The 16,110-nt window shown below is 68.0% G+C and carries 16 protein-coding genes; 6 read left to right on the top strand and 10 right to left on the bottom strand.

The window, feature by feature from the left end; genetic code table 11:
- Positions 1-139: 139 nt before the first annotated feature.
- Both L995_RS20980 and upp read left to right on the top strand, forming a co-directional pair.
- The gene (locus L995_RS20980; RefSeq protein ID WP_026062217.1) at positions 140-1,117 is read left to right on the top strand and encodes a threo-3-hydroxy-L-aspartate ammonia-lyase; all 978 of its coding nucleotides are present in this window, start codon (positions 140-142) and stop codon (positions 1,115-1,117) included.
- 56 nt (positions 1,118-1,173) lie between these two features.
- The gene (upp, locus tag L995_RS20975) at positions 1,174-1,803 is read left to right on the top strand and encodes a uracil phosphoribosyltransferase (protein ID WP_012205354.1); all 630 of its coding nucleotides are present in this window, start codon (positions 1,174-1,176) and stop codon (positions 1,801-1,803) included.
- 81 nt (positions 1,804-1,884) lie between these two features.
- On the opposite strand, the gene L995_RS20970 is transcribed toward upp, so the two are convergent.
- Entirely contained in the window at positions 1,885-2,586 is a 702-nt protein-coding gene (locus L995_RS20970) for a YebC/PmpR family DNA-binding transcriptional regulator (RefSeq protein ID WP_016446881.1), read from the bottom strand.
- A gap of 275 nt (positions 2,587-2,861) precedes the next feature.
- On the opposite strand from L995_RS20970, the gene L995_RS20965 reads away from it, so the two are divergent.
- On the top strand, positions 2,862-4,004 hold the full coding sequence (locus tag L995_RS20965; RefSeq protein ID WP_046239341.1) for a PQQ-dependent sugar dehydrogenase: 1,143 nt from the start codon (positions 2,862-2,864) through the stop codon (positions 4,002-4,004).
- A gap of 20 nt (positions 4,005-4,024) precedes the next feature.
- Here the strand turns inward: L995_RS20965 and L995_RS20960 are convergent, their stop codons facing one another.
- From L995_RS20960 to L995_RS20940, 5 genes are all read right to left on the bottom strand, one after another.
- Positions 4,025-5,017, bottom strand: coding sequence for a tripartite tricarboxylate transporter substrate binding protein (locus L995_RS20960; RefSeq protein ID WP_016453538.1), 993 nt, complete (start codon positions 5,015-5,017; stop codon positions 4,025-4,027).
- Positions 5,018-5,080: 63 nt separating this feature from the next.
- Entirely contained in the window at positions 5,081-5,914 is an 834-nt protein-coding gene (locus tag L995_RS20955) for an amidohydrolase family protein (RefSeq protein ID WP_047473466.1), read from the bottom strand.
- Positions 5,914-7,077, bottom strand: a complete 1,164-nt coding sequence (locus L995_RS20950; protein ID WP_047473465.1) for a CoA transferase — start codon at positions 7,075-7,077, stop codon at positions 5,914-5,916. Before L995_RS20950 ends, L995_RS20955 begins: the two co-directional genes overlap by 1 nt.
- Before the next feature lie 58 nt (positions 7,078-7,135).
- Complete coding sequence (locus tag L995_RS20945; RefSeq protein WP_047473463.1) at positions 7,136-8,140, bottom strand: tripartite tricarboxylate transporter substrate binding protein; 1,005 nt, start codon at positions 8,138-8,140, stop codon at positions 7,136-7,138.
- 81 nt (positions 8,141-8,221) lie between these two features.
- Positions 8,222-9,091 (bottom strand): HpcH/HpaI aldolase/citrate lyase family protein, encoded by an 870-nt coding sequence (locus tag L995_RS20940; protein WP_047327733.1) that lies wholly within the window; start codon positions 9,089-9,091, stop codon positions 8,222-8,224.
- A 75-nt stretch (positions 9,092-9,166) separates the two neighbouring features.
- On the opposite strand from L995_RS20940, the gene L995_RS20935 reads away from it, so the two are divergent.
- Positions 9,167-10,084, top strand: a complete 918-nt coding sequence (locus L995_RS20935) for a LysR family transcriptional regulator (RefSeq protein ID WP_047473461.1) — start codon at positions 9,167-9,169, stop codon at positions 10,082-10,084.
- 9 nt (positions 10,085-10,093) lie between these two features.
- Here the strand turns inward: L995_RS20935 and L995_RS20930 are convergent, their stop codons facing one another.
- On the bottom strand, positions 10,094-11,002 hold the full coding sequence (locus L995_RS20930; RefSeq protein ID WP_197065170.1) for a LysR family transcriptional regulator: 909 nt from the start codon (positions 11,000-11,002) through the stop codon (positions 10,094-10,096).
- Between the two features lie 107 nt (positions 11,003-11,109).
- On the opposite strand from L995_RS20930, the gene tam reads away from it, so the two are divergent.
- Positions 11,110-11,883 carry a trans-aconitate 2-methyltransferase gene (gene tam, locus L995_RS20925; protein WP_197065169.1) on the top strand — a complete coding sequence of 258 codons (774 nt, stop codon included), beginning with the start codon at positions 11,110-11,112 and terminating at the stop codon, positions 11,881-11,883.
- A gap of 19 nt (positions 11,884-11,902) precedes the next feature.
- On the opposite strand, the gene L995_RS20920 is transcribed toward tam, so the two are convergent.
- Positions 11,903-12,298, bottom strand: a complete 396-nt coding sequence (locus L995_RS20920; RefSeq protein ID WP_047473457.1) for a VOC family protein — start codon at positions 12,296-12,298, stop codon at positions 11,903-11,905.
- Between the two features lie 148 nt (positions 12,299-12,446).
- Here L995_RS20920 and L995_RS20915 point away from each other — a divergent pair, with 148 nt between their 5' ends.
- Positions 12,447-13,676 (top strand): nucleoside recognition domain-containing protein, encoded by a 1,230-nt coding sequence (locus L995_RS20915; RefSeq protein WP_017404792.1) that lies wholly within the window; start codon positions 12,447-12,449, stop codon positions 13,674-13,676.
- A gap of 143 nt (positions 13,677-13,819) precedes the next feature.
- On the opposite strand, the gene sbcB is transcribed toward L995_RS20915, so the two are convergent.
- A complete protein-coding gene (gene sbcB, locus L995_RS20910) occupies positions 13,820-15,259 on the bottom strand; it encodes an exodeoxyribonuclease I (protein ID WP_047473455.1) in 1,440 nt (479 codons plus the stop codon).
- 37 nt (positions 15,260-15,296) lie between these two features.
- Positions 15,297-16,110: phospholipase D-like domain-containing protein (locus tag L995_RS20905; protein WP_047473452.1), on the bottom strand; the 814-nt coding region annotated here is incomplete at its 5' end.

Raw genomic sequence — 16,110 nt, 5'->3', positions numbered from 1 at the left:
CGCACCGGCACTGCGCCGCATCAAACACCATAGCACCCAGCCGTTGCCATGCAACGGCTGGCGCATTTCAGGGCGCTGAAAGCCTGCGCATGCGGCTATGATCGAAACCGCCTCCATCCACTTTGCGGAACCGCACGCCATGACGACGAACAGCCCTCCCTCGCTGCCCACCTATGACGACGTTGCCGCCGCAGCCGGCCGGCTGGAGGGCGTGGCCCACCGCACCCCCATACTGCGCAGCCGCACCGCCGACGAGCTGCTGGGCGCCCAGCTGTTCTTCAAGTGCGAGAACCTGCAGCGCACGGGTGCCTTCAAGATACGCGGCGCCTACAACGCGCTGTCGCAGTTCACGCCCGAGCAGCGCAAGCGCGGCGCCCTGGCCTTCTCTTCGGGCAACCATGCCCAGGCCGTGGCACTGGCCGCGCAGATGCTGGACATGCCCGCGCTCATCGTCATGCCCGAGGATGCGCCTGCCTCCAAGATGGCGGCCACCCGCTCCTACGGCGCCCAGGTGGTGACCTATGACCGCTTCACCGAGGACCGCGAAGCCATCTCCCGGCGCCTGGCCGACGAGCGCGGCATGACGCTGATCCCGCCGTTCAACCACCGCGACGTGATTGCCGGCCAGGGCACGGCGGCCAAGGAATTGTTCGAGGAGGTGCCCGATCTGGACTACCTGTTCGTCTGCCTGGGCGGCGGCGGCCTGCTGTCGGGCAGCCTGCTGGCAGCCGGACAGCTCTCCCCGCGCTGCAAGGTCTACGGCGTCGAGCCCCAGGCCGGCGACGATGCCCGCCAGTCGCTGCGCGCAGGCCGGATCGTGCAGATCCCCACGCCCCACACCATTGCCGACGGCGCGCAGACCCAGTCCATCGGCGATATCACATTCGCCATCATCCGCGAGCATGTCGAAGATATCCTGGCCGTGGCGGACGAGCATCTGGTGCAGGCCATGCGCTTTTACGCGGAACGCAAGAAAATCGTGGTCGAACCCACGGGTGCGCTCTCGCTGGCGGGCGCCCTGCATGGCGGGGTTGCGCTGTCGGGCGCACGCGTGGGCATTCTCATCAGCGGCGGCAATGTGGACCTGGCGCGCTACGCGCGCTTTCTGCACGACTGAACCGACCCCTGGCGCCGGCCCCAAAATACCGGCGCCCTTTTTTCCAGAAGAAAACCATGAGTACTCTGCACCTGATCGACCACCCGCTGGTCCAACACAAGCTCACGCTGATGCGCCGCAAGGAAGCCAGCACCAACAGCTTCCGCCGCATGCTGGGCGAGCTGTCCACGCTGATGGCCTACGAGATCACGCGCGACATGCCGCTGCAGGACATCGAGATCGAGACCCCGCTGGAGACCATGACCGGCAAGGTCATCGACGGCAAGAAGCTGGTGCTGGTGTCCATCCTGCGCGCCGGCAACGGTTTCCTCGACGGCATGCTCAACGTCGTGCCCGGCGCGCGCATTGGCCACATCGGCCTGTACCGCGACCCCGAGACGCTGCAGCCCGTCGAGTACTACTTCAAGATGCCCTCCGAGATGGAAGAGCGCGACGTGCTGGTCGTCGATCCCATGCTGGCCACGGGCAATTCGGCCGCCGCCGCCGTGGCGCGCCTGAAGCAGCTGAATCCGAAGTCCATCAAGTTCATGTGCCTGCTGGCCGCGCCCGAAGGCGTGGCCACCATGCAGAAGGCCCATCCCGACGTGGACATCTACACGGCCGCCGTGGACCGCCAGCTGGACGCCCACGGCTACATCCTGCCGGGCCTGGGCGATGCGGGCGACCGAATCTTCGGCACCAAGTGAGCCGCCGGGCGCTGGGCGCCTGCACCCACAAAAAAGCCGCACGATGTGCGGCTTTTTTGCTTGGCAGCGGGGATAGCGTCATCAATCCACCAGGCCCGCGTAGACGTTCTGCACGTCATCGTCGTTCTCGATGCCGGCCAGGAAGTCCTGCACTTCCTCCTGCTGCTCAGCCGACAGGCTGGCCATGCTGACCGGCGTCTTGGCCTTGTAGCCCAGCTTGGCCGACAGCACCTTGAAGCCCTGGGCCGGCAGCGCCTTGCTCACGGTATCGAGGTCGGTGGGGTCGGTGATGAACAGCGTCGTGCCCTCTTCCTCGCCGGGCTCGAAGTCCTGTGCACCGGCCTCGATGGCGGCCAGTTCGGCATCGGCGCCGCCTTCGGGCTCGCCTTCGATCATGCCCACATGGTCGAAGTCCCAGGCCACGGCCGTCATCTGGCCCTTGCGAAAGCACACACGCATGTTGGGCGCCGTGCGGTTCACGTTGTCGGTCAGGCACTCGATCATCACCGGCACGCGGTTGGGGCCGTAGCCTTCATAGACCACGCGCTCGTAGTTGACGGCATCGGCACCCACGCCCGAGCCCTTCTTGATGGCACGCTCGAGCGTGTCCTTGGGCATGGAGGCCTTGCGTGCGGCTTCCACCGCCATGCGCAGGCGCGAGTTGCCTGCCGGATCGGCGCCGGCGCGCGCCGCGACGATGATTTCCTTGACAAGCTTGCCAAACAGCTTTCCCTTGGCGTCGGCGACCAGCGCCTTGCCCTTTGCTTTCCATTGCGCGCCCATGGCTGCTTTTCCCTTGCGGATTCTCTGGTGGGTAGGAGGCGCCGCCGCCCGCCCCCGCAGGGACCCGGCCCGGCGCCGAAAGAGCGCTGTTTATACACCCGCGCAAGTGGCTGCGCGGGCTTTTTGCGCAGTGGTTGACAGGTCGCCGCAGGCTCTGGTGGCGTCGTGCATGATGCTGGCTTGTGCGAAGCCCCCTGCCTGCGCTGCACCGCCGCCGACGTCAACGGCGGTGCATCCGGCTTCCCGTCTTGTCCCCTCATCACAGGAGCATCGGCATGCCGCCATCCCTATCCGCCGCCCTCGCCATCAGCACCCTGGGCCTGTCCGGCGCACTGTGGGCCGCCAGCCCCAACCTCTCCACAGAAATCGTCGCCGAAGGCCTGGAGCACCCCTGGGCCATGGCTTTCCTGCCGGATGGGCGCTACCTGGTGACCGAGCGGCCGGGCCGCATGCGCATCGTGCAGGGCGACGGAAGGCTGGGCGCTCCCCTGGCGGGCCTTCCGGCCGTGGAGGCCGCAGGCCAGGGCGGCCTGCTGGACGTGGTGCTGGACAGCGACTTCGCGCGCAACCGCCAGCTGTACTTCTGCTACTCCGAGCCCGGCAGCGGCGCCGACAGCGGCAAGAACAGCACGGCGCTGGCCAGCGCCCGGCTGTCCGACGATGCCAGCCGGCTGGAGCAGGTGAAAGTGCTGTTCTCGCAGCGCCCCAGGTACGCGAGCGCATTGCATTTCGGCTGCCGCATCGTGGAGCGCAGGGTGGACGGCAAGAGCGATGGCACGCTGTTCCTGGCGCTGGGCGAGCGCTCGCGCTACAAGGAAGAGGCCCAGAACCTGCAAAGCCACCTGGGCAAGATCGTGCGCATTGCCAAGGACGGCAGCGTACCCAGGGACAACCCCTTTGTCGGCCGCGCGGATGCCTGGCCCGAGATCTGGAGCTACGGCCACCGCAACGCCCAGGGCGCGGCGCTGGCGCCCGATGGCAGCCTGTGGATGCATGAGCACGGCCCGCAGGGCGGCGACGAGGTCAACCGGCCCGAGCCCGGCAAGAACTACGGCTGGCCCGTGATCACCTACGGCGAGAACTATGGCGGCGGCAAGATCGGCGCCGGCATCACGCGCAAGGAGGGCATGGAGCAGCCGCTGCACTACTGGGTGCCGTCGATCGCCCCCTCAGGCATGGCCTTTGTGACCAGTGACCGGTATGGGGCGCAATGGAAGGGATCGCTGGTCGTGGGCTCGCTCAAGTTCCAGCGGCTGGAGCGCCTGACGATCAGGTCTGGGAAGGTGACGGCCAGCGAGCAGGTGCTGCCGCGCCTGGGCCAGCGCGTGCGCGATGTGCGCCAGGGACCGGACGGCTGGCTTTACCTGCTGACGGACGCCCAGGGCGGGCAGTTGCTGCGCGTCACCGCCACGCCCTGAGTCCCGTCACGCGCGGCGGCTCACTGCACGGTGATGCCGTTGGCCTTGACCACGGCATCCCAGCGCTTGCGCTCGGCGGCCACGAAGCCCGTGAAGGCGGCGGAGGAGCTGCCCACGGGCGTCAGGCCCAGTTTCTCCAGGCTGGCGCGCGTGGCCGGCAGGGCCAGGGCCTTTTGCACCAGGTCCTGCAGCTTCTGCACGGTCTCGGGCGCGGCGCCTGCGGGCAGGAAGAAACCGTTCCACTCCGTGACCTCGAAGCCCTTGATGCCGCTTTCCGCCACCGTGGGCACGTCGGGCAGGTCCGGCATGCGCTTGGCCGAGGACACGGCCAGCGCCTTGAGCTTGCCGCCCTTGACATAGTTGATGCTGGAGGCGGCGTTGGCAAAGTACACATCGACCTGGCCGCCCATGACATCGACGATGGCGGGCGCCCCGCCCTTGTAGGGAACGTGGACGGCATCGAACTTGGCGTCTGCCTTGAGCAGTTCCGTCGCCATCTGGGCCAGGCTACCCGGGCCGTAGGAGGCATAGGTGAGCCTGCCGGGCTTTTGCCGCGCGGCATTCATGAAGTCGGCCAGGCTGTTGTAGGGCGAGGATGGCGCTGCCACGAGGATGTTGGGCACGCTGATGGCCTGGGACACCGCAATGAAATCCTTGGCCGGGTCATAGGGCAGCTTGCGCAACGCGGGGTTGATGGCGAAGGACGATGCGTCATACAGCACCGTATAGCCGTCGGCCTTGGCGCGCGCCACGAGGGCGGCACCAATGGCGCCGCTGGCGCCGGCCTTGTTGTCCACCACCACGGTCTGGCCCGAGACCTCGCCCAGCGCCTTGGCGATGATGCGCGCCGCATTGTCCGCACCGCCGCCGGCCGAGAACGGCACGACGACCGTGATGGCCTGCGCGGCCGGATAGTCGGCCGCATGCAGCGTGCCCTGGAAAAGTCCCAGTCCCAGTCCCAGCCCCAAGGCCAGCACCGTCATGGCGGGCCGCAATGTCTTGATCTTCTTCACGTTTCTGTCTCCTGTTGCTCCATGGTGAAAACCTGGGCTGCGAGGCTTGCGTGCCCCGCGCCCTCAATCGAATCCGTACAGCTCGGCGGCGTTGTCCACCAGCACGCGGGCGCGCAGCGCCGCATCGGGAATCCAGCGTGACAGCAGCGCCAGCAGCATGGGGGTCTGCGGCGGATGGGCAGCTTCGGTGACATGGGGCCATTCGCTGCCCCAGACCAGGCGCTGCGGGGCCTCGGCCACCCAGGCCTGCGCCAGCGCGTCGCAATCGGCATAGCCTGCGGCCAGGCCCGCCCGGCTGTTCAGATACGGGCCCGAGAGCTTGACCCAGGCCCTGCCCTGCTGCACCAGCCCACGGACCACACCGAAGGCGGGCTGGTGCACGCCTGCGCCGTCAGTGCTGTCAGCCAGCCGCGCCATGTGGTCGAACACCAGGGTGCATGGCAGCCGCTGCAGCAGCGCCGCATGGGCCGCGATCTGGTTGGCCAGCCAGTGCAGCTGCACATGCCAGCCCAGCGGGGCAATGCGCTCGGCCAACGGCTCCAGCATGTCCAGCCGCACGGCTGCATCGTGCTCGGTGTGCAGCGAAAAGCGGATGCCGCGAATGCCGCCGTCATGCAGCGCCTGCAGCTGGGCGTCGGTGCTCTCGGGGTGCACTACGGCAATGCCACGCGTGCTTGCAGCGCCCAGCGACTGGATGGCGTGCAGCGTGGCCCGGTTGTCCGTGCCATGCGCACGCGGCTGGACGATGACGGCGCGCTCCAGCCCCATGGCGCCGCGCAGCTGCGCATAGTCGGCAGCCGTGGCATGGGCACCAAAACGCGTATCAAAACGCGTATGAAAGCGCGGATCGAAGACATGCAGATGGGCGTCGCAGGCTCCAGCGGGCAGTGCGTGCATCAGAGGCTCTCTTGCGCGGCGGCCTTCAGCGCCTCGGTATGCTGGCCCAGCGTGGGCGCGGCAAAGGCCGGCGGGCCGGGCGTGCGGTCGAACTCCACGGCGCCGGCAAAGCCCCGGTAGCTGCCCAGGGTCGGATGCTCGAAACGGGTGACCATGCCTTCGGCCTGCACCTGCGGGTCGTCGAACATGTCTTCCACCGTGCGCGCCGCCGCGCAGGGCACTTCCTCGCCGAACAAGGCCTCCCATTCCAGCGCGCTGCGCCCCGCCAATGCCTGGCGCAGCAGGGGCACCAGCACGTCGCGGTGCTGGGCGCGCTTGCGCACGGAGTCGTAGCGCTCGTCACCGGCCAGCTCGGGCAGCCCCAGCTTGCGGCACAGCGCCTCCCAGAAATGCGCGGTATTGGCCGAGATGTAGAGATAACCTTCGCGCGTCGGGTGGATGCCCGTGATGCCGCCGGAGCGCATGTCGCGCCCCACCTCGCGCGGCTCGCCCTCGGCCCAGACCATGCGTGCGGACTGCATGGTCAGCGCCGCGCGCAGCAGCGACACGCCCACATGCTGGCCCAGCCCGCTTTTCTCGCGCTCGTACAGCGCCGACGACACGCCGCCCGCCACCAGGGCCGAGGCGTAGTAGTCCACCACGGAGCCGTAGAGAATCTCGGGCGGCCCGCCAGCCTTGCCCTGCATGGCGCACATCCCGGTCATGGTCTGCAGCACCTGGTCGTAACCCGCCTTGGCCTTGAGCGGACCCCGGCTGCCGTAGCCGGTGACGCTGCAATAGACGAGGCGTGGGTTGATGGCGGCCAACTGCGCAAAACCGATGCCCAGCCGCTCGGGCACGCCGGGCCGGAAGTTGTGGACCAGCACATCGGCCTCGCGCACCAGGCGCAGCAGCACGGCGTGGTCGGCCTCGTCCTTCAGGTCCAGCACCATGCCCCACTTGCTGCGGTTCACGCCCAGGAAGGCGCGGCTTTCGGCCTCCAGCGTGGACGGGTACTTGCGCAGGTTGTCGCCCACGGGCGGCTCGACCTTGATCACCTCGGCGCCCTGGTCCGCCAGCAGCGAGCAGCCATACGGCCCCGCGATATAGGCGCTCAGGTCCAGCACGCGCACGCCGCTGAGCGGGCCTTTCGGCCCCTGGCGTTCACCGGGCACAAAACTCATTCGTCTCTCCTGATAGGGAGGCGGGAAGGCCTGGGGCGCCTCCCGCCAAAGGCCGGGTTCAATCGGCCTGGATATTGCGGTCCTTGGCGAGCTGCTTCCAGCGCGCCACGTCGCTGCGGATCACTTGTGCGAACTGCTGCGGCGTCACGGGGTTGGCAATGGCGCCTTCGCGCAGGAAGCTGGCCTGGATGGTCGGCTTGGCCAGCACCTGGTTCACGGCCTGGTTGAGGCGGTCCACGATGTCGGCGGGCGTGCCCGCAGGCGCCAGCAGCCCCCACCACAGATCGAATTCGTAGCCCGGGATGGCCGTTGCCATGGGCGTCAGGTCCGGCGCAATGGGGCTGGGCTTGAGGCTGGTGATGCCGATGGCGCGCAGCTTGCCGTTGCGCACCATGGGCAGGATGGACGGGCCGCTGGAGACCAGCATCTGCACCTGGTTGCCGATGACATCGGTCACGGCCGGACCCTGGCCCTTGTAGGGCACATGCATGATGTCCATGCCCGGCACCATGGAGCGCATCATCTCGGTCGCGAAGTGGTTGATGCTGCCGGTGCCCGAGGTGGCGTAGTTGAACTGGCCCGGGCTGGCCTTGATGGCGCGCACCAGATCCTGCGGCGTCCTGGCCGGGAATTCGTTGTTCACGGCCACCACCAGCGGGCCCTTGGCAAACATGGCCACGGGCGCCAGGTCCTTGACGGGATCGAAGGGCATCTTGGCCTGCACCGCGGCATTCGTGGTCATGCTCGACGACACCGCCACCAGCGTGTAGCCGTCCGCCGCCGCCTTGGCCACCGAGGCCGTGCCGGTGTTGCCGCTGGCACCGGGCCGGTTGTCCACGATCACGGTCTGCTTGAGCAGATCGCCCATTTCCTTGGCCACCTGGCGTGCGAACACATCATTGGAGCCTCCCGGCGGATAGGGAACCACCATGGTGATGGCCTTGGACGGGAAGGCGCCCTGCGCCATCAATCCCGGCGAAGCCAGCCCGGTCAGCGTGGCCACCGTTGCCGTGGCCGCCAGCGCCACCAGCCTGCGCCGCGTGCGGCAATGCGAAATGCTCATGTCTTTGTCTCCTGTCCTGTTTCTTGTCGTTGTGGTGCACGGCATGCAGGACGCCGGTACACCGGAATGCCAGAACCCTATTCAGGCCACCAGCAGCCCCTGTGCATGCGCCGCAGCCACTATGGCCTGGGCACGCAGCACAAAGGGCTTGTCCACCATCTTTCCGTCCACCACATAGGCGCCCAGCGCATTGGCGTCAGCCTCACGGGCCGCCTGGACCACCTTCAGCGAGTGGGAAATCTCCTGCTCGGTCGGCTGGTAGACCGCATTGGCCAGCGCGACCTGGCTGGGGTGTATGCACGTCTTGCCCAGAAAGCCCAGGCCGCGCGACAGCCGCGCCTCGGCGCTGAAGCCGTCGCTGTCGCGGATGTCGGCAAAGGCGCCGTCATAGGCATAGATGCCTGCCTCGGCAGCGGCCATGCGCACGGCAAGCAGCACCTGGGCAATGGCGGCGGGCTCGCGCCGGTTCACGCCAAAGGGCTCGAACAGGTCGCCCAGCCCCATCTGCAGGCCGGCCACGCTGGCGTGGGCGCCGGCCAGTTCGGCAGCGCAGCGCAGGGCGCGGGGTGTTTCGATGTTGAGCAGCAGGCCAGGCGCCTGGGGCACGCCGTTGGCATCTGCCGCATCGGCAATGCGCTGTGCGGCCTCACGCACCTGCTGCACGGTCTCGGGCTTGGGCAGGTTGATGAGGTGCACGCCGTCGCGCACCATCTCGGCGATGTCAGCGCCGAAATGCGGCGTGTCCATGGCGTTGACGCGCACGATGAGCGTCTTGCCGTGGCCCCGGCTTTCAGGGCTGAGCAGAAAGCTGCGCAGCAGGCCGCGCGCCTCGTCCTTGCGGGCTTCGGCCACCGCGTCCTCCAGGTCGAAGGACAGCGCGTCGGCCTCGCCGGCCAGTGCCTTGGCGAACAGCTCGGGACGCGATGCGGGAACAAACAGTTTGCTTCTCATGGCCCGCATTGTGGGCGGCAGAAAGCCAAGAGAAACACAGGTAATATTTGTTCAAACCACACAAATTCTTTGTTTATGGAAACCAGCTACCTGCACAGCTTCCTGCTCGTGGTGGAGACCGGCTCCATGGCCGAGGCCGCGCGGCGCCTGGACATCACGGCCGCCGCCGTGGCCCAGCAGATCCGCATCCTGGAGCGCGAGTTCGACGCCCCCCTGCTGGCCCGCGCAGGCCGCACCGTGCTGCCCACCCCGGCCGGCCACCGCCTGGCCCAATCCGCGCCGCAGTTGCTGCGCGAACTGGCCAATGCCAAGACCCATGTCAGCCAGGAAGGCACGGCCGGGGAACTGGTCATAGGCACCATCAACACGGCGCTGCACAGCCTGCTGCCCGACATCCTGGCCGGCTTCGTGAAGAAGTGCCCTGACGCCAAGGTGTTCCTGCGGTCGGCTACCACGCGCGAGCTGTACGAGGCCGTGCGGCAGGGCGAGCTGGATGCGGCGGTCTGCCTGCACCCCTCGTTCGCCCTGGCCAAGACCTTCGACTGGACACTGCTGCGCGAGGAGCCGCTGGTGCTGCTGGTGCCGCGCCAGCTGGCGCACCTGGACCCGCACACGCTGCTGCGCACCCAGCCGCTGATCCGCTATGACCGCAGCTTGGGCGGCGGCCAGATGGTGGAGCGCTACCTGCGCGCCGCGCAGATCTCTCCCCAGGAGCGCTTTGAACTGAGCTCGCTGGTGGCGATTGCCATGATGGTGGACAGGGGCCTGGGCGTCTCCCTGGTGCCCGACACGGCGCTGAACCTGCCCGATGGCCAGGGCGTGGTGCGGCTGGCCCTGCCCGAGGAATCGCAGTCGCGGCGCTTCGGTGTGATGTGGCTGCGCTCTTCGGCACGCCTGCCGCTGATCCACAAGCTGGTGGAATGCGCGCGCACCGTGGTCAGGCAGCGCGGCGGTCCTCGCGCTGCCGCACGCGCAGCAACCCGGTCACCATAGTCCGCACCTTCAGGACTCCGCCACGGCCGCCATGGCAACCAGGTCCTGGAACCTGCGCAGCACCGCAGACGCATCGCCCACGCGCGTGGCCAGATGCAGCGGAGCGGCCAGCCCCGGGCATTGCGACAGCGTGCGGTAGGCAATGCCGTCGCTGCGCAGGCGCTGCATGGAGGCCGGCACGATGGACAGCCCCAGCCCTGCCGAGACCAGGCTCAGCGTCGCCGTCATGCGCGGCGCCTCCTGCACCACGCGCGGGCTGAAACCGGCCTCCAGGCAGGCCTTGAGAATGGCGTCGTACAGGCCCTGCCCCACCCTGCGCCGGTACAGCACGAAATCCTCCGAGGCGAGCTGCGGCAAAGGCACGGGCCGGCGCAATGGGCGTGCCAGCGCATGCCCTGCCGGCAGGGCCAGCAGCATGGGCTCTTCCAGAATCGGCACGGCCTGCAGCCCCTGGCTGCCATGCAGGGGCGAGCGCACAAAGGCCGCGTCCAGCCGCTCGTGCAGCAATGCATCCATGAGTTCACCCGTGCCCGCCTCCTCCAGTGCCACGGCCACGCCGGGCACCTGCTGGCGGAACATGCGCAGCACGCCCGGGACAAAGGGATGCAGCGCGGCAGAGCTGGTGAAGCCCACGGCCAGCCGGCCCGTCTCGCCCCGGGCGGCACGGCGCACCACCTCGGCCAGCACGTCACAGCGCTCCAGCAGCGCCTTGGACTCTTCCAGCAGCGCCAGCCCCGCCGCCGTGGGCCGCACGCCGCGCGGCAGGCGCTGCACCAGCTCCACGCCCAATTCGTGCTCCAGGCCCTGCAGCAACCGCGTCAGCGGCGGCTGCTGCATGCCCAGGCGCTCGGCCGCGCGGGTGATGTGGCCTTCCTCGGCGATGGCGACAAAGGCGCGCAGTTGGCGAAGCTCGGGCACATCAATACTTTCAAGGTATGGGAAGACTTCAATTGTGGCATTTGCAATCATGGATGGACGGATTTACGCTCGCGCCCCACAAACACACCTACCTGAAAGGCAACACGATGACCTGGTCCGCAAAGCAGTACACAACGTTCGAGCAGGAGCGCACGCGCCCCGTGCGCGACCTGGTGGCCGCCATTCCCGATCTGCCTGGCCGCGCCGTGCGGCTGGCCGTGGACCTGGGCTGCGGCCCCGGCAACTCCACCGAGGTCCTGGCCCAGCGCTTCCCCGGGGCCACCGTGACGGGACTGGACAATTCCGAGGACATGCTGGATGCCGCACGCAAGCGGCTGCCGGGCACGGCCTTCTCCCTGGCCGACATCGCCACCTGGCAGCCCGACCAGCCGCAGGACGTGATCCTGGCCAATGCCTCGCTGCAGTGGCTGCCCGACCACCAGCAGCTTTACCCGCGCCTCGTCAGCCACCTGGCCCCCGGTGGCAGCCTGGCCGTGCAGACGCCGGACAACCTGGAAGAACCGGCCCACCGGCTGGCACGCGAAGTGGCCGCCAGCGGCCCCTGGGCTGCCACGATTGGCGATGTGCGCCACCCCGCACGGCACAGCGCGGACTTCTACTACGCCCTGCTTCGCCCGCACTGCAGCAACGTCGATGTCTGGCGCACCACCTACTTCCACCCGCTGGCGCGCGGCCATGCCGCGGTGGTTGAGTGGTTCAAGGGATCGGCGCTGCGTCCCTTCGTCGCGCCGCTGGACGAGGAGCAAAAGGCCGGCTTCTACGCAGCGTATCTGCAGGCCATCTCCCAGGCCTACCCCGCGCTGGACGATGGCACGGTGCTGCTGCCCTTCCCCAGGCTGTTCATCGTGGCCAGCCGCTGAAGCAGCGCGCCTTAGGCCCTCAGCGCGCCGGATGCAACTCGATGAGATCCCACAGATTGCCGTAGAGGTCTTCGAACACGGCCACGGTGCCGTGGGGCTTGCGCTGGGGTTCCTGCACAAAGCGCACGCCGCGCGAGCGGTAGGCTTCGAAGTCGCGCAGGCAGTCGTCGGTCTGCAGGAACAGGAACACGCGCCCGCCCGTCTGGTTGCCCACGCGCGCGGCCTGTTCCTCATTCGTGGCGCGGGCCAGCAGCAGGCGCACACCGCCGCCACCGGGAGCCACGGTGACCCAGCGCTTGCCCTCGGACAGGGCGGTGTCCTCGATCAGCACGAAGCCCAGCGCGCCCACATAAAAGCGCAGCGCCTCGTCATAGTCGCGCACGGCGACGCTCACCTGTCCTATCACCTGGGGCATGGAATCCTTTGCAGCAATGGTGCGGTCCTCGGACCACGGGGCCGCGAGGATAACGGAGCCCTGTCAATGCCCTGCCGCCCTGGCCCGTAAGCCCTGCGGCTGGCCCCACAATGGCGGCTTGCAATTGCCTCGTGAGGGACGGGAATCCATGCTGAATGCCTTGTGGCTGGGCTTTTTTCTGGTGGCGGCCGTGGCTGCGCTGGCCCAATGGCTGGTCGGCGGCCAGGCCGGGATTTTCTCGGCCATGGTGCAGGCGCTGTTTGCCATGGCCAGGCTGTCGGTCGAGGTCATGGTGCTGCTGTTCGGCACGCTGACGCTGTGGCTGGGCTTTCTGCGCATCGCAGAGAAGGCCGGCGTGGTGGAGTGGCTGGCGCGCGTGCTGGGCCCGTTGTTCGCCAGGCTCATGCCCGAGGTGCCGCGCGGCCATCCGGCCCTGGGCCTGATCACGCTGAACTTCGCGGCCAACGGGCTGGGACTGGACAACGCGGCCACGCCCATGGGCCTGAAGGCCATGCGCTCGCTGCAGGAGCTCAATCCCCGGCCCGACACCGCCACCAATGCGCAGATCCTGTTCCTGGTGCTCAATGCGTCGTCGCTGACCTTGCTGCCCGTGACCATCTTCATGTACCGCATGCAGCAGGGTGCGCCCGATCCCACCCTGGTCTTTCTGCCGATCTTGCTGGCCACCTCGGCCTCGACCCTGGTCGGCCTGCTGGCCGTGGCCGCCGTGCAGAGGCTGCCGCTGTGGAGCCCCGTGGTTCTGGGCTATCTGCTGCCGCTGGGCCTGGCGCTGGCGGGCTTCATGGCCTTTCTGGCCACGCTGTCGGCGGCCGCACTGGCCCAGCTGTCATCGCTGCTGGGCAACCTGACGCTGTTTGCCCTGATCGTGCTGTTCGTCACCCTGGGCGCCTGGCGCAAGGTCGCGGTCTACGACAGCTTCATCGAGGGCGCCAAGGAAGGCTTTGACGTGGCCAAGGGCCTGCTGCCCTACCTGGTGGCCATGCTCTGCGCCGTGGGCGTGTTCCGCGCATCGGGCGCGCTGGAGTATGCGCTGTCGGGCATACGCTGGGTGGTCGATGCCATGGGCATGGACGCCCGCTTCGTGGACGCCCTGCCCACGGCCCTGGTCAAACCCTTCTCGGGCAGCGCGGCGCGCGCCATGCTGATCGAGACCATGCAGACCCAGGGCGTGGACAGCTTCGCCGCCCTGGTGGCCGCCACCATCCAGGGCAGCACCGAAACCACCTTCTACGTCCTGGCCGTCTACTTCGGCGCCGTGGGCATACAGCGTGCCCGCCACGCCGTTCCCTGCGCCCTCATCGCCGAACTGGCCGGCGTGGTGGCGGCCATCGTGGTCTGCTACAAGTTCTTTGGCTGAAGGCACAAATGGGCGCCGCGCCTGAAGCCGACGCGGTCCAAGGCGAGGAAGACCGAGCAAGTGCCTACGCCGGCCGCCCCGCCTCGCCCCGCCGCGAGGGTGTCGCACCTCTCGGGAGAAGCCGCGCAGCGGCTCAGGGGGAACTAAAGTTCCGGCATGATCGCCTCGGCATAGTCATACAGCGCCCCCAGGATCTCCTCGCCGCGCTCGTCGGCAGTTTCCGATAGCTGATCGACCATGGCAAACATCTGCTCGGCCGTGCGTGCGCCGCCCTTTCCTTCGATCAGGCAGGCCGCGCAGTGCTGCAGCCAGCGCTGGCGCTCGGCCGGGTTCAGGCTGGCGGGGAAATTGCGGGCGCGGTAGCGGAACAGCAGTTCGGTCAGGCGTGCATCGTCGAAGCCCGTGCGGTCCAGCGCCAGCTCCTGCGCGGACAGGCTGCGCAGGTGGCTCAGGCGGCGCCGGTCCTCGTTGCCCACAAAGCCGCCGTACAGGTCCTGGTCGGCATCCAGCCCTTCCTGCGCAGGGCGCTGGTGAACGGCACGCCACAGCGCGCTCATGTCGGGCAGGTCCCGTGCAATGGCCGCATGGCCCATGCACTGCTCCACATCGATGCCCCATTGCGCGGCCATGGCCGGGCTCAGCGTCTTGAGGCTGCCGACCACCATGGGCGACTTGTTGACGTGGATGCTCTTGATAGGCAGGCGCTGCATGCCTTCGGGCAGGTCGGCCGCGCGCGAGAACAGGCGCAGGCGCAGCGTTTCCACGTCGATGGAGGCCAGCTCGGACGGGTCCTGCGCCAGATCCCAGCAGATGATCTCGTTCTTGTTGGTGGGGTGCGTGGCCAGCGGCCACATGACGGCGATGCAGCCGCGCTCGGGCCGGATCATGCCGCTGACGTGCAGGAAGGGCCTGGCATGCGTCGGCTCGGCCGGCAGGCCCATTTCCTGCAGCACACGGTCCTTCTTGTGCAGCGAGAAGGCGAAGTCGAACAATCTGGGCTGGACCTTGCGGATCAGCCGGGCCAGCCCGATGGTGGCACGCACGTCGGACAGGGCATCGTGCGCCTTCTCGTGCAGCAGGCCGTTGGCGCGGGCCAGGTCCTCGAGCTTGAAGCTTGGAGATCCATCCTCCTTTTTCGGCCAGACAATGCCTTCGGGGCGCAACGCATAGACCATGCGCACCACGTCGAGCAGGTCCCAGCGCCCGCAGCCGTTTTGCCATTCGCGCGCATAGGGGTCGATGAGGTTGCGCCAGAACATGAAGCGCGTGATCTCGTCGTCAAAACGGATGGTGTTGTAGCCCACGCCCACGGTGCCGGCCTGGGCCAGTTCCGCCTCGATGCGGGCGGCGAACTGGGCCTCGGGCATGCCCTGCTCCAGGCATTGCTGGGGCGTGATGCCGGTGATCAGGCAGGACTGCGGATCGGGCAGGTAGTCGCCTGCCGGCTGGCAATACCACATGACGGGCTCGCCGATTTCATTGAGTTCCGCATCGGTGCGGATGCCCGCGAATTGCGCGGGCCGGTCATAGCGCGGCTGGGCGCCGAAGGTCTCGTAGTCGTGCCAGAAGAAGGTATGGGCCATCGGGCGAGTATGCCTGCGAAAAAAGTGCGTCCGGACATCACAGCAAGGGTGAGCAAAGGCGCGCGCCGGAGTCGAACAGGCGCAGTGCGAAGCCCAGGTCGCGCTTGAAATGCACGCGCTGCGCCTGCTCCAGGTCCAGCTCGAACTGGCGCGCCAGGTCGCCATTGAGCTGGGGCCCGTAGGCGATGGCGCAGACTTCGTAGTTCAGGAAGAAGCTGCGGTAGTCGAAGTTGGCCGTGCCGATGATGGAGATGCTGCCGTCCACCACCAGCGTCTTGGAGTGCAGCATGCGCGCCTTGTATTCGTAGACGCGCACGCCGCAGCGGATCAGTTCGTCGTAGTAGGAGCGCGCGGCCGCCGTGACCAGGGCCGAATCGGAGCGGCGCGGCACCAGCAGCTGCACATCCACGCCGCGCAGCGAGGCATTGGTGAGCGCGGCCAGCGCGGCCTCCGTGGGAACGAAGTACGGCGTTGTCAGCCAGACACGCTCCTCGGCCGCGTTGATGGCCGCAAGATGGGCGCGGTAGATGGCCTGCAGGCCGTTGTCGGGGCCGGAGGTGATGATCTGCACGGGCAGCGGGCCCTCGGGCGCGTCCGGCAGCAGCAGGTCGATGTCGGCGGGCTCGCTCTTGGGGTCCTTTTCGAGGGCGTAGGCCCAGTCCTCGAGGAACACGGTCTGCAGCCAGTTGACGATGGCGCCCTCCAGGCGCAGGTGCACGTCGTGGTAGGCATCGGGCATGACACGCGCGTTCTCTTCGTCGGTCACGTTGACGCCGCCCGTGAAGCCCACCTTGCCGTCGCACACCAGGATCTTGCGGTGGGTGCGGAAGTTGATGACCGGGCGCAGCCGC

Source organism: Delftia sp. ZNC0008 (assembly GCF_000799035.1).
GTDB lineage: Bacteria > Pseudomonadota > Gammaproteobacteria > Burkholderiales > Burkholderiaceae_C > Comamonas > Comamonas tsuruhatensis.
The sequence above is the reverse complement of the archived record's forward strand: the minus strand, read 5'-3'. Positions and strand labels throughout refer to the sequence as shown.